20 protein-coding genes are annotated in these 18607 nt (G+C 43.4%); 5 read left to right on the forward strand and 15 right to left on the reverse strand.

Translation table 11 applies throughout. From position 1 onward, the window contains the following. Window positions 1–25: 25 nt before the first annotated feature. The 7 genes from ACFQ0C_RS37905 to ACFQ0C_RS37935 form a co-directional block, all read right to left on the reverse strand. Entirely contained in the window at window positions 26–940 is a 915-nt protein-coding gene (locus ACFQ0C_RS37905; protein WP_258216526.1) for an ABC transporter permease, read from the reverse strand. Next, on the reverse strand, window positions 940–1875 hold the full coding sequence (locus ACFQ0C_RS37910; protein WP_258216527.1) for an ABC transporter permease: 936 nt from the start codon (window positions 1873–1875) through the stop codon (window positions 940–942). The genes ACFQ0C_RS37905 and ACFQ0C_RS37910 overlap by 1 nt, the downstream gene beginning before the upstream one ends. 102 nt (window positions 1876–1977) lie before the next feature. After that, entirely contained in the window at window positions 1978–3636 is a 1659-nt protein-coding gene (locus tag ACFQ0C_RS37915) for a peptide ABC transporter substrate-binding protein (protein ID WP_379374989.1), read from the reverse strand. 251 nt (window positions 3637–3887) lie between these two features. After that, complete coding sequence (locus ACFQ0C_RS37920; protein ID WP_379374991.1) at window positions 3888–4166, reverse strand: late competence development ComFB family protein; 279 nt, start codon at window positions 4164–4166, stop codon at window positions 3888–3890. A gap of 19 nt (window positions 4167–4185) precedes the next feature. Further along, entirely contained in the window at window positions 4186–4581 is a 396-nt protein-coding gene (locus ACFQ0C_RS37925) for a DUF3397 domain-containing protein (RefSeq protein ID WP_258216530.1), read from the reverse strand. A 19-nt stretch (window positions 4582–4600) separates the two neighbouring features. After that, on the reverse strand, window positions 4601–5620 hold the full coding sequence (locus ACFQ0C_RS37930) for a ketopantoate reductase family protein (RefSeq protein WP_379374993.1): 1020 nt from the start codon (window positions 5618–5620) through the stop codon (window positions 4601–4603). A 1036-nt stretch (window positions 5621–6656) separates the two neighbouring features. Further along, on the reverse strand, window positions 6657–7304 hold the full coding sequence (locus tag ACFQ0C_RS37935) for an RsfA family transcriptional regulator (protein WP_258216532.1): 648 nt from the start codon (window positions 7302–7304) through the stop codon (window positions 6657–6659). A gap of 353 nt (window positions 7305–7657) precedes the next feature. Between ACFQ0C_RS37935 and ACFQ0C_RS37940 the strand changes: the two genes are divergently transcribed. Next, window positions 7658–7888, forward strand: coding sequence for a DUF2626 domain-containing protein (locus ACFQ0C_RS37940; protein WP_171653617.1), 231 nt, complete (start codon window positions 7658–7660; stop codon window positions 7886–7888). Between the two features lie 33 nt (window positions 7889–7921). Here ACFQ0C_RS37940 and ACFQ0C_RS37945 read toward each other — a convergent pair whose 3' ends face one another. Then, window positions 7922–9040 carry a class I SAM-dependent methyltransferase gene (locus ACFQ0C_RS37945; RefSeq protein WP_379374995.1) on the reverse strand — a complete coding sequence of 373 codons (1119 nt, stop codon included), beginning with the start codon at window positions 9038–9040 and terminating at the stop codon, window positions 7922–7924. 179 nt (window positions 9041–9219) lie between these two features. On the opposite strand from ACFQ0C_RS37945, the gene ACFQ0C_RS37950 reads away from it, so the two are divergent. From ACFQ0C_RS37950 to ACFQ0C_RS37960, 3 genes are all read left to right on the forward strand, one after another. Next, window positions 9220–10200 (forward strand): hypothetical protein, encoded by a 981-nt coding sequence (locus ACFQ0C_RS37950; protein ID WP_379374997.1) that lies wholly within the window; start codon window positions 9220–9222, stop codon window positions 10198–10200. A gap of 143 nt (window positions 10201–10343) precedes the next feature. After that, window positions 10344–11441, forward strand: coding sequence for a hypothetical protein (locus ACFQ0C_RS37955; RefSeq protein WP_379374999.1), 1098 nt, complete (start codon window positions 10344–10346; stop codon window positions 11439–11441). Window positions 11442–11492: 51 nt separating this feature from the next. Beyond that, window positions 11493–11993 carry a hypothetical protein gene (locus tag ACFQ0C_RS37960; protein WP_379375001.1) on the forward strand — a complete coding sequence of 167 codons (501 nt, stop codon included), beginning with the start codon at window positions 11493–11495 and terminating at the stop codon, window positions 11991–11993. 128 nt (window positions 11994–12121) lie between these two features. Here the strand turns inward: ACFQ0C_RS37960 and ACFQ0C_RS37965 are convergent, their stop codons facing one another. Continuing rightward, entirely contained in the window at window positions 12122–13453 is a 1332-nt protein-coding gene (locus tag ACFQ0C_RS37965; RefSeq protein WP_258216537.1) for a PhoH family protein, read from the reverse strand. A 105-nt stretch (window positions 13454–13558) separates the two neighbouring features. Here ACFQ0C_RS37965 and ACFQ0C_RS37970 point away from each other — a divergent pair, with 105 nt between their 5' ends. Further along, on the forward strand, window positions 13559–14098 hold the full coding sequence (locus ACFQ0C_RS37970; RefSeq protein ID WP_258216538.1) for a YhcN/YlaJ family sporulation lipoprotein: 540 nt from the start codon (window positions 13559–13561) through the stop codon (window positions 14096–14098). 49 nt (window positions 14099–14147) lie between these two features. Here ACFQ0C_RS37970 and ACFQ0C_RS37975 read toward each other — a convergent pair whose 3' ends face one another. The 6 genes from ACFQ0C_RS37975 to ACFQ0C_RS38000 form a co-directional block, all read right to left on the reverse strand. Then, window positions 14148–14600, reverse strand: coding sequence for a pyridoxamine 5'-phosphate oxidase family protein (locus tag ACFQ0C_RS37975; protein WP_379375004.1), 453 nt, complete (start codon window positions 14598–14600; stop codon window positions 14148–14150). 186 nt (window positions 14601–14786) lie between these two features. Next, window positions 14787–15062 carry a hypothetical protein gene (locus ACFQ0C_RS37980; protein ID WP_379375006.1) on the reverse strand — a complete coding sequence of 92 codons (276 nt, stop codon included), beginning with the start codon at window positions 15060–15062 and terminating at the stop codon, window positions 14787–14789. A 2-nt stretch (window positions 15063–15064) separates the two neighbouring features. Continuing rightward, window positions 15065–15517 carry a hypothetical protein gene (locus ACFQ0C_RS37985; RefSeq protein WP_379375008.1) on the reverse strand — a complete coding sequence of 151 codons (453 nt, stop codon included), beginning with the start codon at window positions 15515–15517 and terminating at the stop codon, window positions 15065–15067. 19 nt (window positions 15518–15536) lie between these two features. Continuing rightward, window positions 15537–15806, reverse strand: coding sequence for a YlaH-like family protein (locus ACFQ0C_RS37990; RefSeq protein ID WP_258216542.1), 270 nt, complete (start codon window positions 15804–15806; stop codon window positions 15537–15539). A gap of 77 nt (window positions 15807–15883) precedes the next feature. Then, window positions 15884–17731 carry a translational GTPase TypA gene (typA, locus tag ACFQ0C_RS37995; protein WP_258216543.1) on the reverse strand — a complete coding sequence of 616 codons (1848 nt, stop codon included), beginning with the start codon at window positions 17729–17731 and terminating at the stop codon, window positions 15884–15886. Between the two features lie 201 nt (window positions 17732–17932). Then, window positions 17933–18601, reverse strand: a complete 669-nt coding sequence (locus ACFQ0C_RS38000) for a TerC family protein (RefSeq protein ID WP_258216544.1) — start codon at window positions 18599–18601, stop codon at window positions 17933–17935. Window positions 18602–18607 lie beyond the last annotated feature (6 nt).

The raw sequence follows: 18607 nt of genomic DNA on the forward strand, positions 1-18607 counted from the left end.
AGCATTAGCTGAGTTATTCATAGTGTTACTTCCGCATTTTCGGATCAAGAGCATCGCGCAATCCATCCCCAAGCAGGTTAAAGCTCATCAATATAAAACTAAATACAACAGTCGGAAAAATAACGCGGTAAGGGTAATAGCGTATGGCGCTTGCTCCATCTGACAGCAGTGCGCCAAGTGAGGCCAGCGGCACCCTGATCCCTAATCCAATAAAGCTTAGAAAAGCTTCTGTGAAAATAGCCGATGGTACAATAAACGTTATTTGCACGATAATCAAACCAAGCGCATTAGGCACAAGATGTTTTAGAATAATTCGCGACCCCCCAGCGCCAAGCGTTCTCGCCGCGAGCACATACTCCTGTTCCTTAAGCGTCAAAATTTGTCCTCGAACAAGCCGGGCCATGGGCACCCATCCTGTAATCGCATATGCGATAATAATTGTCATAAAACCAGGCCCAATCACTATGATCAACAGAATGGAAATTAATAAAAAAGGAATCGAGTAGATGATTTCGATAAATCTCTGCATAATGTCATCAATCCGGCCTCCATAGTAAGCAGAGATCCCCCCGTACAATACGCCAAAGACCAGATCAAGCAATGCGGCCGTTAGCCCAATAGCCAATGATATCCGAGTCCCCCACCATACGCGCACCCACAAATCTCGTCCAAAATCATCGGTTCCAAACCAATGCAGCGAAGAAGGAGGCTGATTTTTGATATCATAATTTTGAGTCGCATAATCATGCTGGGTAACTATTGGCCCGAAGATCGCTAGCACAGCCAGAACAATCATTACAATCAAACCGAACATCGCCAGCTTATTTTTCTTTAGTCTTCTCCATGCATCCTGCCAATAGGTCATCGAAGGGCGGACAATAACCTCATGACCAACTCCCTCTTTGGAGATAGGCTGGAATTGCTCTTTTGAGACGTGCATTATTTACTGCCCCCTTTAGCCAACCGGATACGAGGATCCACTAAACCGTACAAAATATCCGTTAAAAACAAGACGACAACAAGGAGAAACGAGTAAAAGATAGTTAATCCCGTAATCATCGTATAGTCATTGGAGTAAATCGATTGCACAAAATGCTTCCCAAGCCCAGGCACAACAAAGATTTGCTCTACTACAAGCGTACCCGTAATTAAATTAACAAATACAGGACCAAGCACTGTAACAACCGGCAGAATGGCATTGCGAAGAGTATGTCTCACAACAATGGCCCTTTGCGACAATCCCTTCGATTTGGCGGTTTTAATGTAATCCAGATTCAAAACATCCAGCATTGAAGTACGCATTAAACGGGCTAAGATGGCTATCGTTCCTAACGATAACGCAATAGAAGGCAACACCCTGCTCGAAGCACCCGTCCACATTCCGGCGGGCAGCCAACCCAGTTTTACGCCAATGTAATAAGAGAGCAGAGGTCCCAGAACAAATGAGGGGATAGAAATTCCTGCAATTGCAGTAAACATAGCCGCGATGTCCCACCCTTTATTGTGGTTTAAGGAAGCTATGATCCCTAAAATAAGACCGACAATAATGGCGATAACAAGAGCCCAGAGCCCCAATTCAAGTGATGCTGGAAATCCCTGTGCAATAATATCGGTGACTTTGCGGGTAGGAAATGCATAAGAAACACCCAGATCCCCGTGAATCACATTGTTCATATATTTCAAATATTGCTCCCAAACCGGCTTGTCCAAACCATATTGTGCATATAGCAGCTTTTTTTGCTCAACGGTAAGCTTAAGCGATTCCTCACCGAACGGATCACCCGGCAAATTTTTCATCAAAACAAACGTAAAGCTGACAATCAGCCACAAGGTTATAACCATATAGATAAGACGGCGCAAAATATAGCGAAGCATCGCACACCTCCCAATAATTGAATTGAATTAGAAAAGGAGGGCCGTTCCATTAAATAAAGAACGGCCTGATCTACTTAGTTTAACAAACTCACTGCTGCTCTATTACTTAAGCGAAACCCACTTCAGTTCCCATTCCTTGGACATAGCCGGTAAGAGTAAGCCTTCAACATTTGTCCGCTTTGCATAAGGTCTGGTACGGAAGTAAAGCGGAGACAATGGTGCATCACTCATTAGTAACTTCTCAGCATCAACCAGCATTTTGGAACGTTTGGCTAGATCGAGTTCTTTGTCCGCACCTCTAACTAAATCATCATAAGCCTTGCTCTCGTATTGCATATAGTTGAAAGATTTGTTGTCAGAGAGCCACATATCAAGAAACGTCATTGGATCGTTATAATCTGCGCCCCACAGACCAATAAGCGTATCAAAGTTACCCTCTTGCATATTTTTCACTCGCAGTGCAAATGGCAGCGGTTCGCCTGTTACATTTACACCTAAATTTTGTTTCCATTGAGCTTGAATAAATTCGATTGTCTTCTTGGAGGTATCCGTATCATCGGAAGTCAGCTTAAATGGAGGCAGTGCTGTCAATTTCAACTCTGCCAAGCCTTCAGCTAACAACGATTTTGCTTTCGCAGCATCAAACTTAGGCTGTGTATCGCCGGCTACCTTGCGGAATTCCTGCTTATTACCATCCAATACCGTTCCTGGAACCAGCCCCGTAGAAGGGATTGAAGATCCTCCAAGCACAACTTCATTCAAAGCATTTCGATCAATAGCCATACCTAGAGCTTGACGAACCTTCGCATTCGCAAAAGCCGGTACCTTTTTAACCTGGAACATCACATAGGAGGATACGAACTCTTTTTTCAGAGCAAGATCGGGCTTCCCTTGGTACATTTTGAATTGATCGCCTACCAGCTCCGTCAGGTCCACCTGATTCGTTTCGTACATATTTAAGGATGTGCTTGTCTCTTTCACAACATTTACGGTAACTTTCGTCAGCTTCACATTCGCTGCATCCCAATATTTATCATTTTTGACCATAACAAGCTGCTGCTCGTGATCCCATTTTTCCAACTTAAAGGGACCTGCTCCAATGACCTTATCGGCATCTGCACCGTACTTATCGCCTTGGGCTTTTACGAAATCAGGCTTTTGCGGGAAAAAGATCGGCATCGAAAGCTGGTCAGTAAAAAAAGCTTTTGGCGTTTCCAAAGTAATTTCTAACGTCTTATCGTCCTTTGCTTTAACACCAAGGGCTGCCTTCTTTGCTTCAAGCTCTTCCGGCTTGGCTTTGATCATATCGGCACCACCTTTAATCCAGGCCAGCATAGAAGCGTATTTCGCTTTTGTTGCCGGATCTAACGTACGCTTGTAAGCAAACTCGAAATCACCCGCCGTCAAAGGTGTGCCGTCAGCCCAAGTTAAACCGTCACGTAGTGCAATCGTATAAACCAAACCATCTGCAGATATCGTTGGCAATGCTTTAGCAAGAGCAGGCTGTGGCTTACCTTCGGCATCCAAACGAAATAGCCCTTCATTGATAGCATTGATAATGGTAAAAGTCGGATTTGTTGTTGCAATCGAGCTATCCAATGCAGGCGGCTCCGCCTTAAGATTAATTCTGATCTCCTGCGCAGGAGCTTTATTGCCATCGGTGCCCCCTGCATTATTTTGACTGTTGCTTGAACAACCAACAACAGCGGTACCTAGCATCGCTGTTACTGCAGTCAGAACTAGCAATTTGTTAAGCTTCATTAAATGTACCCTCCCAGATCGATATGTAATTATATGGTAAATTCAACATTCTCTATTAATGAGTATGTGAAGATAACATCTTGCTATTATTAGGTCGAAAAATAGAAACCAATGTGAAATCGCTTTCCAAAGAAGTACTATACAACCATTGGTCAATTATTTCTAGTGTTATTATTTGACAATCCCTCTACATGGACATACAAAAAAAAGAGCCTATACATAGGCTCCCATAATTTCAAAATATTATTCGTTCATTTATCCAATTCAGAAGGACGGTTGGAGTTCAAAACTTTTTCAATAGCATTAGCCAGCTCCCTGTATACATCCGTTTCAACCTGGGAACGAAGCTGCGTTTTTGCAAACACCTCACCTCGGTCTGTAGATACATATTTGGGTGGGAGTTGGTTTAAGGCAATCGCAATAATATCGCCTTGCAACTTCTCATCCAATTCTTTTAGATGAGCCTGGTGCTGCAACAAATCCTTCAAACAGCTTTTCACAATATCTTCCATTAAATTATGTACATTCATACTAATTCAATAATCCCCCTTAGCTTGAAATAATATATTTGCCTATGCCAATGAAGAGCAGCAAAACATAGCACGCGGATAAAACAACGAATCCCAGCCTTAGCAGGCTTTTAATGATTTTATAAAAATTGATCTTTCCCTTCATACGGTTCTGCATATTGCCGATAAGACCACCCGCGATTAAAAAGAGTAGCAAAACAAACCACAACCCAAATCCAGTGCCGAACAACTGACGGGTCATCAGTGAAACAGAGCCGATTAAAAACAAGGTTGTTATATCAATAGCAAAATGAGTAGCCCGCTTCTTATCTCCAGTAACCCAATAAACAATACCCCACGCAGCAAAAAAAGACACAAACGGCACTAGCGCTAAAAATGTATAAATCGTATTTAGTACGGATATAAAACCATTCAAGCAGACCACCTGCTTTATCTTATATTGTTTCCCATTGTTGCTCAATGGATTGGAGTAAAAGATACATGGTGTTGTGAGTAGGCATTTCTACCTCTGTTTCCCGCGCTTTAGCTAGCAAGCCACCCGTGATCGCCTCGTTTTCAGTCCGTCTTTGATACAGTACATCCTGCAGCATCGAAGATTGGTTATTAGCGGTTTTTCTGCAAACTTCCAGCAGCTGCTCCCACAGATCGTTAGCGAGCTCAATACCAAGCTTGTCCGCTAACACGACTCCTTCATCAAATAGTGAGCGCATAAGTGCATAAGATGCAGGAAGATCCGGCAGCTGACCGTTGCGGATTTGCAGAATCGAGGTAATAGGATTGATTACTGAATTGATCAGAAGCTTATTCCAAACTTTACTAGTGATGTTGTTCGACAAATTCACCGTGAATCCTGCATTATTCAAAAGGTTTTTAAAGTTTTTGACTAAACCTTTGTCATTTTTCGTACGTATTCCATTAGAATCATCACCAATCCAGGTCATTCCTCTTCCTGTATGCTCCACATGATGCGCCGAATGCTTCAATGCACCTTCTGTTGTCACAGCTATAAGCAGCTGTTCTTGGGGAATATACCGCTGCAGCAGCTCTATATGACCTATTCCGTTCTGAAAGCAAACGAGCCGCGAAGCAGGCTTCCTTAGCTGCAATTTGATTGCAGAAGCCAACTCCCCGGTAATTGACGTTTGCTTCATCATAAGCAGAACTATATCCGGCAGCTCGGTCGTCTCTATATCAGTTATTGCGGAAGCCGTTGCTTCCTCAAAGGAAAACACTCTCGGCGATATCTTGAAGGTATCCCTCTCATTGTTATTCGAAGGGTTTGTCCCTATTCCTGCCGTTAGAAGAAGTCCCTGCTCACGGATAAGCTGAGCCTGTTCGCTTGTTCTGGTAACAAGTTCAACCTCGGCGCTGGACCTAATCAACCTGGACGCAACCAGCATCCCCATTGCCCCAGCTCCAATAACTCTTATTTTCATTTGGTCTCTCCATTTCACAACTGTTCTTTCTCCTAGTATACAAAACAGGTGGACACATTAGAAAGCTTTATTCCTTATGGTTCAGCCCTGCTGAAACTTATTCCTTCGGGATAACCTGGCCGATGGCCAGGTCCTCGGTGTACGATTTACGTTTCTGCGTTGGGAGGGAATCGGGTATGGGATTCCGGCCGCTGTTGAAGTCGTGTTCCCTTTGAATTTATGGCTTGCAGCGGTTGGAACACGAGCTTCAAAGGTAGGTTGCATACCCGAGCAGTCACTGGAGGTGACGACCAGGGCGGACGCTATCACCCCTCCATCCCACACCCGTTCCCTCTTACGGTTCTACTTTGCTGCCTTCTGCTACCTCTTTCTTTGCTGCTCCTAACCTATCGCTTAGGCGGTATTCATAGCCATGTACCCCTTGGTAGTATACTCCGGCTACATCTCTCCATCACATGCTTTGCAACTAAAACTGCCGCGACACCTCAGGATCCTCCCATCCCTATAACCACATAGGAAGCGATTAAGGATGGGGCTGATATCACATCTGAAAGTGAACGTCTGTGCGCCGATATTAACGAAACCTGCAACTCCTAGAACCGGTTATTTAAGTGAACATATCAAGCGCTTTTCTTTAATGGCGACTTATTATGAATGAGTCGAAGCATTAGCGGACGTAATCGTTCCGCTATAATATGGAAAGCACAAAAAACACAGAGATAGCGGAAGAACTAATTCCGTTATCTCTCGCATTTGTGCATAGTATTCATCATTCGCTCCACATAGCGGAAATCCGACTTCCGCTATGGCCTAAAATTGGAAGCGGCAGATTAAATAACGGAATTTTCTGTTCCGTTCAGGACCTTTAAAGGCACCTAGCTGCTTCCCGCTTCCCGAATATATAATGGAACTCATCCGATCATTGGTTACATAAAGATTTTAATAATTCAAATATGTTGAAAGTTTAGAAAGGGTACCTCTGCTTCATACTTAGTGCATAAAGAACTCCTTCGAAAAATAAAAAGCTCTGCAAGCTAAGCCTGCAGAGCTTCTCTTAATCTATTCTTTCTAAGTTGCCATTCGCATCCATTTTAAATCTCGGCTTGTTTTCATCCTCTTCCTCAACGAGAAAAGCAAGCTTACGTGCTCGATCCATAATTTGAATAAGCGCTTTATAATCATCATTAACAACACGATAATCTGTTTCCACTTCATTGACCTGCTTGTTTAATACATCATTTTCACCTCGCAGGCGGTCTAGCTCCTCTTGCTTTTCATTTAATTCCTTCTCCAAGTGACGGACATGGCGGGACATCTCGTGATAATTGCCTTTCCATTGGCGAAGAAAACGAATGACAGCATCGATGGAGATAGACTCCTCAGAGAACGAATCATTCAACTTGCTAGTCTCCACACTCTCAAGCACCGAGACGTTACCCGATACGGCTGCAAATGCGGAATGCTTTTTTTGTTGATTCCGTTTCTGACGCTGTGCCTTTGCTATTTGAATCGCAGTGTCATATTTTTTACGCACAAAGCTATTCCATCGAAACCCGCAAGCAGCTGCAGTTCTACCTATTTTTTCGCCTACCTCTTCAAAAGCAGATAACTGTGTACTGCCTTCACGAATATGCCGTAGGGTCACCTCCGCTAAAATTAAATCGTCCTCATCGCTCCAAGCATCTTGTCTTATGGCTGTCATACAATAGCAGTCCTCCTAACCCCTGGGTAATCAGTTGTCCTCATCCATTCATCTATCGAAAGTAAGGCATGGAATGTTGCGTTACTTAATCATTATGCCCATAGTAGAGTTCATAGAATCGTTTTCTACTATTTTGTATTGCCATTTTTCAATTGACTCATACATGCTTTATTAGACAATAGGGCAACCTACAAAAGAAAGCGTTGAAGGTTAATTTTATTAGTTTGTAATAAGTCATTTGAAAACAGTCGCAAAATGTATGAATTTCGTCACGGATTTGACATTTACAGTGCATGTTGCAACAGGTATAATGGTCAATAGTAAAGTAGTGCAGGCAGAGAGGGGGTTCGGAAATGGATCGCATGTTTCGCGTTCTTGGCTTTTGGACGCTAGTTATAGGGTTAATGGCATTGGCCGGTGAAATGATACCGATGGCTATGCTCTTTTTTGCCCAAACAGCTATCTTCGTACTATTAGGATATTTGAAATTAACCGAGCGTACCTACATATTGCTTTTTTGGGGGTACATGTTTCTCTCGTTCACCGGTTTTACATACTGGTCTTTCTTCAAAATGTCCGTATAATATTCAAAATGGTTTGCAAAAAAGGTGAGCTGCCTAGGGCAGTTCACCTTTTTTTTGTATCAGCACCTTAAACAGCTCGCTCATCTGATCACTCAGCAGCAGTTGCCTAACCGCTCGATTCCGTCTAGCTTCCGGACTGAAAGGATCGAGTGAAGCGGTGTCCTGAAGCTTTTGCAGCAATCCGTTTTCTACCAGAAACTGCTTTTGTGTTATAAACTGCACTTGCTTAAGCCCTGCTGCAGCTCCTGCATTAATTAAGCTGCTGAAATTAACATGTGATGTAATATCTTGTTCCCCTGGATACAAATAAGGATTATCCTGAGCCATATGTTTGCGGTAAGACATCAATGTTCCATTCATTCGATGTGGAGCATAGATTTCATCTGAGCGGTCCCCATAATCTATTGTTACCAATTGCCCTTGTCCAATCGATTGACCGATCCGCTGAATCCATGCTATGGCCTCCAAATTCACTTCAAGCTGCTGCCCTTCCTCCAGTTCTACTCCCTGATTACTTATATAATCCAGCACAGGCCCTTCTGACAGCGGCAGCAGTTTATCACGGAAGCAGCCCTCTCCCTCATCCCATTCAACGTATAGTTCATAGGGCTTTCCTTGCAAACTCTGCACCCTATGCACCGGGAATGCATCCAAAAGTTCATTGGAGAATACAATAACATGTTCCCAAGGACCCAAGCCCAACCATTCCTGCTCTGTCAACCATTGAACCTTTTCCGCATGTTCAGCAAGCCTATCCGCCTGTATGGTACGATGATGAGGGCTTGCTTCCACGGAAATGTAAGTTAATCGCTTATAGACCGTCGCAGCACTTGCCTTTAGCTCGTCCAGCAGCTGTCTGGCCAGCTGACCGGTACCGCCCCCATATTCCACTATTATTAGCGGTTGTTCCGGGAGCGATTGCCCTGCCTGACTAGCCATATAATTAGCCAGCACTTCTCCAAACAAGCCCCCGATAGCTGAGCTGGTGTAAAAATCGCCGTTACGGCCTATCTTATCTTTATTATTCATATAATAGCCGTTCTCAGAATGGTACAGGCAGAGCTCCATGTAATCCCGAAATGGAATGGCAAGCCCGGGGCTATTTTCAATATAACGACGTATTATTCCGACTAAAGCTGTATCCTCCTGCACTCTGTCTACCCGCCTTCCTTATGTATGCGTATTGATAGTTTAATCACCGTATGTGTTTAAGATGCTTCCTTTTCACTAAAGACAAAGCCGTATGTTCTCGTTATAATAGATGGAGTGTTGGAACGACCAACTCAATAAACATAGTTATACTGTAAATTTGGAAGGAGCCGAACAAAGCTGTGGCAGTAAGCAAATGGAAATTTACCGCACGAGCGTCACTATTATCCGCTGCCTTGGTATTGTTTGTAACAGGCTGTACCGATTATAAGCAAATCAAAGCGGACCTACTTCAAGCTGTCAACAAGCAAGAGGAAATCAAAAACTATCGTTTTACCGGATCATTTGAGCTGAAAGCAGACGCAGCATTGCTTGGACAAGCCAATCCCTTTGCCGCCGCTCTATTCGCTATACTAAAGGACAGTAAAATCGAATATACAGGTATAAGCTCTCTTGAACCGACCTCCCAGTTGGAAACCAATCTTAAAGTGACACCTGCCGGAGGAAGCGTCATTGACATTCCTGTCCTCATTAAAGATAGCAAATTGTTTTTCCATATGCCAGCTTTAAATAAAGATGACGAATATATGATGCTGCCCATCCAGGCGAAGCAGAATCCAGCTTCATCTTCCAGTAATCCGGAGCCTTTAAAAAACACAGGACATTTGTCCGCCACTCTTAATCAACAGCTATTAAATGGTGTTGATGCGAATTGGCTGCAGTCTGCCAAGGAACCCGTCACATTATCCGATGGTACAGCAGCCAAACGTATTACGCTTGATATCAACTCCAAGAATGAAAAAGCGTTTGCTGATTATTGGGATCAATCACTCCCAGGGCTGTTAGAGCTATTGAAGACTAATGGCTTGGCTTCCGGCGCTTCGCTGGATTCATGGCAATCTGCATTGAAGCAATTGAAATTTAAAGCTCCAACTACCATAGACATGCTAATTGATAATGACGGGTATATTCATGAGCAGAAATGGAGCTTAAGTTTCACAGCTAACGGAAGCACCAACGTGAATCGTATCATCTGGACCCAATCCCTAACCGAGATCAATAAAAATCCGGCATTCACAAAAGACATCCCCGCTAAGCAGAAATCACTCGATGAGCTGCTGAAGCTTACCAAGCAGGCACCTGCTGTGAAGAAAGCCAACTAAACCTCGGGCTGTAAGAGACTCTGTTCTTGAATTAAAAAATACTTCTTCTTGTGAAGAAGTATTTTTTTTCATTATTATCATAAAATTGTGATAATGTTATCTTATATCTGTTATAGCCGCTCACTTAGGAGGAACCTATTCTGATGAGACCTTTTCAACAAGCTATTTGTCTCATCCTTTGTCTTGCCATTGGACTGTACCACTACCAGCCTTCTTACGCTGCCAGTACGGAAGAAACTAAGCTGCTGCTGCAAAAGAGTCTTACTGTATTCGAAGTGGATCAAGAGCTGGCACGAATTGAGAAGCAGGAGAAAAGCCTTATTCTTCAGCTTACTTCTGCCGAACAGGAGCTCAAAGCTCAACAAGCCCTCTCAGCAGATACAAAGCGCCATGCAGCAAAGGTGCTGAGGGCTTACTATATGGGTGATCGAGATTCATTATGGATGCTCTTGTTTTCTATTTCTTCCTTCAAGGACGCTCTTACAACTTTTGATTATTTACAAATGATCGTCCGTAATGATCGTGAATCGTTGAAGCGGTATACGGATAATCAAAAGCAGCTTCAGGAGCTTTATAAATCGCTCACCACTTCCAAGACTGCTCTGCTTCAAACTAAGGATCGTTATATAGCCCAACGAGAGAAATTAATTCTTCTTCAGAAGCAGCTTGATGAAGATGTGGCCAAACATTCCGAGGCAGCCGAGATATTGCAGCAGATGACGAATCTGACCGCACAATGGCAAAATAAAGGTATACCGCTTTTTAAAATGTATTTTCAGGCATTGGCGCAAGCTATGAAGCAGCTTCCCGAAATTATTTCCGATTCTAAAGACGGTAAGAACAACCATTTAATTGTTAATGGATTTCAATATACATTTCAAATTACCGATCAAGAGCTAAACAGCTTCTTACGAAGCAAAAATGAGCTGTTTCGAAATATGACCTTTCGATTCACTGACTCTCAAGTCATAACAACGGGTACACAAGACGGGATGCAGGTCCTCATTAAAGGCAAGTATGAATTAGCCGTAAAAGACGAACCTAAGGGAAAAACCTTCGTGCGTTTTCGTATCGAACAGCTTCAATTTAATGGCTTTGATCTACCGGCAACTACTATAGATGCTATGGAAAAGGAAATCGATTTGGGGATTTATCCGCAATCGATAGCTTCTTTTTTAATCGTAACTGGCGTTAAGCTCGAAGAAGGCAAGCTCAGCCTAATGCTGAAGCTGGCTTTATAATATCGCAGTATCCATTCTAGTAAAAAATATCAGACAATGGAGAATTGAAAAATGACTATTGCTCTTAAACCAGCCCTGTTAATGGACATGCCGGATGGCAAGCTGCCCGGCTTTTATGCTCAAATTGTAAAGGCATTAGCAGCAAAGGCCCCCTTATTCGATCGTGACAAAGAATTGCTTATTTTCGATTCCCTTGGCGAGCGAGAAATGGCTTACCCTATAATGCATCAATATAAAATACCTTATGAAAACATGGATTTACTCCTCCTTCCTGCAACAGTATATGCGCGGCCTGATTTCACAGATTACGGTTTCGTCAGCCGTTCCGGACTCAGCTATGTTTACGCCGAGTCGGTCTACTTATTTACTCTTCATCATATTGAGCCCGCGGCTGAGCCTATTCAAGCGCTTCAGCAATTCGAGGAGCATTTACTTGCTTCCATTCCACAAGCAGAAGTCATTTATATTGTTGACCTGCAATATGAAGAACTAATGAAACGCATTGCTCAAGCTTATAATTGTGAGCTTCGCCCCTTTCCTAAGCCCCTGTAAGCCTTTCTAAGCCCCTATATATCATCCGACAAGTCCTTTTATGTAATAACCACGTTACGCAATCAGCATGGTCAAAAAAAGCGCAGCAGAAAGGGTTCATCCCCTTACTGCTGCGCTTTTTATAAAAACTACAACAAATCTGCCGCGAGCTGTGCCAGATGTGAGCGTTCACCACGCTCCAACGTAATGTGCCCACTGATGTTTTGAGCCTTGAATCGCTCTACAACATAGGTCAAACCATTGCTGGAAGCATCCAGATAAGGGTGATCAATCTGTTCCGGATCGCCCAGCAGCACAATTTTACTTCCCTCGCCAACCCTTGATACGATCGTTTTAACTTCATGCTTCGATAAGTTTTGAGCCTCATCAATAATGATAAATTGCCCCGGTATGGAGCGGCCTCTTATATAGGTGAGAGCCTCAACCTGAATACTGCCTAGACCTGCCAATATTTTTTCAATATCTCCGGCCTTCTTTGTATCAAATAAATATTCAAGATTATCATAGATTGGCTGCATCCAAGGACGCAGCTTCTCTTCTTTTTCCCCCGGTAAGTAGCCAATATCTTTCCCCATTGGTACAACAGGCCGGGCAATCAACAGCTTTTTATATTTCCGCTCGTCTTCCACCTTCAATAAACCGGCTGCCAAGGTTAGCAGAGTTTTCCCTGTACCCGCTTTCCCTGTCAAAGTCACGATGGGAATTTCATCATTCAGCAGCAGCTCCAGCGCCATTCGCTGCTGTGCATTCCGGGCCCCGATTCCCCATATAGGATCATTGCTCAGGAATAAAGGCTCAAGCTTCTTGCCATCCGCATTTACCTTAAGCAATGCCGATTTGGACGTCCCCATCTCATCCTTGAGAATTACAAACTCATGAGGATTTAGCGGGTAAGCCAGATGAAGCGAGTTAACGTTTAAATACCGGTAAGTGTAAAATTCGTCAATTACGGAAGGATGGGCGTGAATGGTTAAATAACCCATATACATATCCGGCATATTGACAATCCGGTCGGTTAAATAATCCTGAGCTGTCAAACCAAGCACATCCGCCTTGATTCTGACAAGCGTATCTTTACTTACCATCACAACAGGTCTTGGATTCGGATTTTCCTGTTCTTCCATATGATAATTAAGTGCTACCGCCAAAATACGGTTATCATTAGTTCCCTCAGCAAACGTTTCTTGAAGCTTCGCAAAGCTTCGGTGATTCAATTCAACCTTGAGCCTGCCACCATTCGGCAGATCAATTCCCTCAAACAATCTGCCTTGGTTTCGCAAACCATCCATCATCCGTGAGATTTGTCTGGCGTTGCGACCGAGTTCATCCGCATTGCGCTTTTTATTGTCAATTTCCTCCAGCACAATGGCAGGTATGACCACCTCATTATCCTCAAAAGCATAAATCGCATTCGGGTCCTGTAAGAGCACGTTAGTATCCAGTACAAAGATTTTTTTCATATGAGTCCCTCCCAGGTTTGGTGTTTGGCTGTCGCTATACATAGGAATACACAGTCAAGGACAAACTAACCAAAGCAATTAAGGGATAGAAAGGAACGATCAATTATGAGAATATTTGTCTACTGTTTCCTGCTGTTGTTCGTCTTGGTAGGTTGTACCCAATCACCAAAGAATGGAGCTTCCCCCTCTCCGACAAATGATGCAAATCGACAAATTAAGGTACAACAAACGGCACCTCAGAAAAAAGAAATTATCGATTCTCGGGCCGTCTCTGAACGTTTGGAGCAAATAGCCACCAGCATACCACAGGTTGAAAGCGCCAAATGCGTCGTTTTCGGTAACACAGCGGTAGTTGGGATCAATTTGCCTCCAGAAATGGACCGTGCCAAAGTAGGGACTATTAAGCTCTCAGTAGCGGAAGCGTTGAAGAAAGATCCTTACGGCGTTGACGCTATTGTGACGGCGGATATTGATCTTGCAGCAAGAATTGGTAAAGTAAGAGATAATATACGTAATGGCAGACCGTTTAGAGGTTTTGCAGAGGAAATGTCGGAAATTATAGGCCGAATCATTCCTCAAATGCCGCGAGATGTTGAACCAGCCCCCTCCGCTAAAGAGCCACAAATGCCTAATGCTAACCTATAGCGATTGACAATTTTCGATATGGAGAAAAAGCCTAGAATCCAAAAACATTCTAGGCTTTCTTCATGGCTTCAAAAACTTGCGTATCCAGCTTTTCAGCTGCACGCTTGTCATAAGTTTTCTCATATTCTGGGGCAGAGGAAATACGCGCTCCATAGAACATCGCATCTCTCACTACTGAGATATCAATATCAAAACAAGCCAGTTTAAACGGCACGCCTTCAAGCGCATCCGTAACAAGTCGACCATTGCCATAAATGGCATGAACCGACCCTTCTCCAACAAAGGTAAGATTCAATTGCGGGTTTTGTTTAATATTGCTCACAATGCGTGAACGCTGGTCCACAGCAAAGCGAATTGTGCCCGATTCCTTGGCGTAGAGCCAGGAGATGGCATTCATGCTTGGTGCCCCGGATTCGAAATCAATTGTGCTTAATAGCGCAAATGAATCCTTTTGCAATGCTGCAAATAATGGCTCCGGCAGTAGTGTGATCGTTTCTGCCATGGCTACCCCTCCTGCGTTATTTTCTTTGAATAGTACTGTGTCGATGACTATATTATAACACAGGTATGTTTCTGCAACCACAGACAGTTGTGGATGTCCATCCTATAGACATATGTATGACTTAAGCCACTCCCTTCCATTGCTGATACTATATTTTATTGATTATTCAGCTAGTTATGTCAATTGTCATTGATTGTTGTACTTAGGATTAGAATTAATATCATGAAGCAGCTGCTCTACAGATTCTTTATCAAACATAAGCCTTTTTCGCTTGCCCTCAACTTCATAATGAATATGAACCATGGTCTCATCCTCGGTTGTTTCAAAACTTGTCACCCCATGATCATCACGTATAATCTCTTCAAAAAAAAGTCTGGTTTCTTCTGCGGCATGATCATCTTGTCTAGCCTCAGCTACTATCTTGATTTGCAACCAGTTAAAAAGGGCATCTTCAAGTCTCACTATTAATTCTCCTCCTTAAGCAGAGTGACGGCATATCCTTGCTTATGCCACCTAACCATCGTATGAACCCATTGATGAATAATATCGTCTTCTCTGTTATCAGCAATCTTAGCCGCGGCAATATTGAGCCATTCATCCATTTCTTTAACAGCTGGGAGTCTGTCCAAATAAGCTTGTGCACAGTGAGATAGCTCCAGTCCCCCTTGTTCAAAGACAACCGGCCCCTCGCTCGCCAGTTCGAATGGCAATTCATCAACTCCACAGGCTAATTCAAACTCTTCGCTGAGCATTAAGTTTGCTTTGAAGGTCATTAGCAGCCGAGGGTGAACCGTCCTGAGCAATGCAAGAAAACGGTCTGCTATCTCCGCAGGCCGCAGCTCCAATCGATCCTTTAATAAAGTAACCATTTGTTCCTTTTCATCAATAACGATAGGTGTTAGCCAAAGACTGCTCACAGGTTCACCTCAACCTTCTTTACTTTCTATTGGTCCGCTCCTGAAAGAAGTATCGGATTCTTACCATTAACATCAGAGCAACCGCTACGGCCAAGCTCGGGATAATGGGCAACGCTCCTAATTGAAACAGAAGAAGCATAAATGCGCCTACTCCAAGCAGCAAATAAACGACTGCTTCCTTCAATATAGGAAGCTTGCGCATTTTAAAAACCTTATTATAAACATATGTAATTAATACGAATATGATTAAATAAGCAATATACGGATGGGCGCGAAACCATTCGGTCATAATAAGGAACCTCCTGCGATTACATAATAATTTTAAAAAGAAAGCTCTGAATCATCAGAGCTTTCCGGTAAATATCATTATACGTTCGACGCTGCCATTTTGCGATTTTTTTCCGCACGCTCGCGCTCGCTTTTGTTAAGAATCTTTTTACGCAAACGAATCGACTTCGGCGTAATTTCACAATACTCATCATCATTCAAATACTCAAGCGCCTGCTCCAAAGAATACAAGCGAGGAGTTTTCATTTTGACTGTATCGTCTTTACCTGCTGAACGGATGTTATTCAACTGCTTTTCTTTACAGATGTTAACGATGATGTCGTTATCGCGAGTATGCTCTCCAACGATCATTCCTTCGTAAACCTCTGCGCCTGGCTCAAGGAACAAAATTCCACGATCCTCAACAGACAAAATTCCGTATAGAGTAGAGGTACCTGTTTCGCTTGAAACCAGTACGCCTTCATGACGTCCGCCAACCCCAGCGCCATAATAAGCTCCGTAGCTGTCAAACGCATGGTTCATTACTCCATAACCGCGTGTCAAAGTCAAGAAGTAAGTTCTGTAACCAATCAAGCCGCGGGCTGGAATCAGGAACTCCAGACGAACGTTACCGCTGCCGTTATTGATCATGTTAACCATTTCCGCTTTACGAGTTCCAAGGCTCTCCATAACGGATCCCATACTCTCTTCAGGCAAGTCAATAATCAGGCGCTCTAATGGCTCCATTTTTTGACCGTCAATCAGCTTAATGATAACCTCCGGTTTGGAAACCTGAAGCTCAAAGCCTTCACGACGCATATTCTCGATTAGAATACCTAGGTGAAGCTCACCACGTCCTGAAACGATGAATGCATCCGGGCTGTCAGTCTCATCAACACGCAAGCTTACATCCGTCTCCAGCTCTTTGAACAGACGCTCGCGAAGCTTACGAGATGTAACCCATTTTCCTTCGCGTCCTGCGAAAGGACTGTTATTGACAACGAAAGTCATTTGCAAGGTAGGCTCGTCAATTTTCAATACCGGTAATGCTTCAGGATTTGCAGGATCAGCCATGGTTTCACCAATGTTGATATCTTTAATTCCTGAGATAGCTACGATGTCGCCAGCGCCGGCTTCTTCGATTTCGATACGTTTCAAGCCTACGAAGCCGAACAGCTTCTCAATACGAGCTTGTTTGACAACGCCATCGCGGTTAATAACAGCAATCGGTTGACCTTGCTTAACAACGCCACGGTTCACGCGTCCAATCGCAATACGGCCCAAGTATTCATTGTAGTCCATCAAAGTTACCAGGAATTGAAGCGGCTCTGTGATGCTTTCTGTAGGACTAGGAATATGTGATACAACCGTTTCATAAATCGCCTGCATGTTAGGATCCTGTTTCTCAGGCTCAGATTCCATGCTGGATGTGCCCATCAAAGCAGAAGCATAAACAACAGGGAATTCAAGCTGCTCATCATTGGCGCCTAACTCGATAAAGAGATCAAGCACTTCATCCACAACCTCGGATGGACGTGCATTAGGACGGTCAATTTTATTAACAACGACGATTGGGGTCAAGTTCTGCTCCAATGCTTTACGCAATACAAACTTCGTTTGCGGCATTGTGCCTTCAAATGCGTCAACGACCAATAGAACGCCGTCAACCATTTTCATAATACGTTCTACTTCTCCACCAAAATCGGCATGTCCAGGAGTATCCACAATGTTGATCAAGTAGTCTTTATAATTGATCGCCGTATTTTTAGCCAGAATGGTAATACCGCGTTCCCGTTCCAAATCGTTGGAGTCCATTGCGCGTTCTTGTACAGCTTCGTGCTCGCGAAATGTTCCAGACTGTTGAAGCAATTTATCCACCAATGTTGTTTTTCCGTGATCGACGTGAGCAATAATTGCAATGTTACGTATCTTATCTCTTGAATGCATGTTTTCCCTTACCTCTCCTTATTAGACTCTCCGGCATACTCCAGTCAGGGAGAAATCCGGGGTCCGTTCATAAAACAAGCGCCGGACATAAGCGCCGACGCTTGACATTTACGCTTAGTATACGCGAATTTTGCAGAAAACGCAAGATAATACAACAAGTTTAACGATCCATTTACATCCTTTTAACAAGCAGTTGACAATTCAGGAATGCTTTGGCTTCGGTCCGCCTGCCATTTTTTTCAATAATCCAGCACCAATAACGACAATTGTACAAACTACCGGTACGATCCAATGCGGTGTGTTACCCAGGATGAGATGAGATACCGTTTCGTCCTTTACGAACATTTCGCCGGCAGTATAACCAAGGATACCTGCTCCTAAAAACACAAGAATAGGATATTTTGTAAGAAGATTCATAACCAATGTACTTCCCCAAACAATAATCGGAACACTCAAACCAATACCCAAAATAATTACAGTCAAGTCATTTTCGGCTTTGGCGGCGATGGCCAGGACATTATCCAGACTCATTACAAAATCTGCAACAATAATCGTCCAGACCGCCTTGCCTAAAGTAGTGGCTTCCTTGACATTAGCATGTCCATCATCGTCAATCAATAATTTGATAGCAATCCAGATCAACAATATGGAGCCGGCAGCTTGAATATAAGGAACGGTTAAAATATAGACAGCGATCACCGTCAATATTAGACGTAAAGCTATTGCACCGAAAGCTCCCCACCATATAGCTTTCTTACGCTGCTCGATAGGCAGATTTTTACTTGCAAGCGCAATAACTACGGCATTGTCTCCACTGAGCACAATATTAATTAGCATAATCTGCAAAAACAATAGAAACCAATCCCACATCTTTTA

Origin of the sequence: Paenibacillus sp. GCM10027630 (assembly GCF_042676305.1) — a bacterium.
GTDB lineage: Bacteria > Bacillota > Bacilli > Paenibacillales > NBRC-103111 > Paenibacillus_S.

What these genes read in the sequence shown, in the direction of transcription:
- ACFQ0C_RS37915 (WP_379374989.1), bottom strand. Translation starts at nt 3,636, where the DNA reads ATGAAGCTTAACAAATTGCTAGTTCTGACTGCAGTAACAGCGATGCTA.
- ACFQ0C_RS37940 (WP_171653617.1), top strand. Translation starts at nt 7,658, where the DNA reads ATGGATCGCATGTTTCGCGTTCTTGGCTTTTGGACGCTAGTTATAGGG.
- ACFQ0C_RS37960 (WP_379375001.1), top strand. Translation starts at nt 11,493, where the DNA reads ATGACTATTGCTCTTAAACCAGCCCTGTTAATGGACATGCCGGATGGC.
- ACFQ0C_RS37965 (WP_258216537.1), bottom strand. Translation starts at nt 13,453, where the DNA reads ATGAAAAAAATCTTTGTACTGGATACTAACGTGCTCTTACAGGACCCG.
- ACFQ0C_RS37935 (WP_258216532.1), bottom strand. Translation starts at nt 7,304, where the DNA reads ATGACAGCCATAAGACAAGATGCTTGGAGCGATGAGGACGATTTAATT.
- ACFQ0C_RS37910 (WP_258216527.1), bottom strand. Translation starts at nt 1,875, where the DNA reads ATGCTTCGCTATATTTTGCGCCGTCTTATCTATATGGTTATAACCTTG.
- ACFQ0C_RS37975 (WP_379375004.1), bottom strand. Translation starts at nt 14,600, where the DNA reads ATGGCAGAAACGATCACACTACTGCCGGAGCCATTATTTGCAGCATTG.
- ACFQ0C_RS37955 (WP_379374999.1), top strand. Translation starts at nt 10,344, where the DNA reads ATGAGACCTTTTCAACAAGCTATTTGTCTCATCCTTTGTCTTGCCATT.
- ACFQ0C_RS38000 (WP_258216544.1), bottom strand. Translation starts at nt 18,601, where the DNA reads ATGTGGGATTGGTTTCTATTGTTTTTGCAGATTATGCTAATTAATATT.
- ACFQ0C_RS37905 (WP_258216526.1), bottom strand. Translation starts at nt 940, where the DNA reads ATGCACGTCTCAAAAGAGCAATTCCAGCCTATCTCCAAAGAGGGAGTT.
- ACFQ0C_RS37990 (WP_258216542.1), bottom strand. Translation starts at nt 15,806, where the DNA reads ATGACCGAATGGTTTCGCGCCCATCCGTATATTGCTTATTTAATCATA.
- ACFQ0C_RS37970 (WP_258216538.1), top strand. Translation starts at nt 13,559, where the DNA reads ATGAGAATATTTGTCTACTGTTTCCTGCTGTTGTTCGTCTTGGTAGGT.
- ACFQ0C_RS37920 (WP_379374991.1), bottom strand. Translation starts at nt 4,166, where the DNA reads ATGAATGTACATAATTTAATGGAAGATATTGTGAAAAGCTGTTTGAAG.
- typA (WP_258216543.1), bottom strand. Translation starts at nt 17,731, where the DNA reads ATGCATTCAAGAGATAAGATACGTAACATTGCAATTATTGCTCACGTC.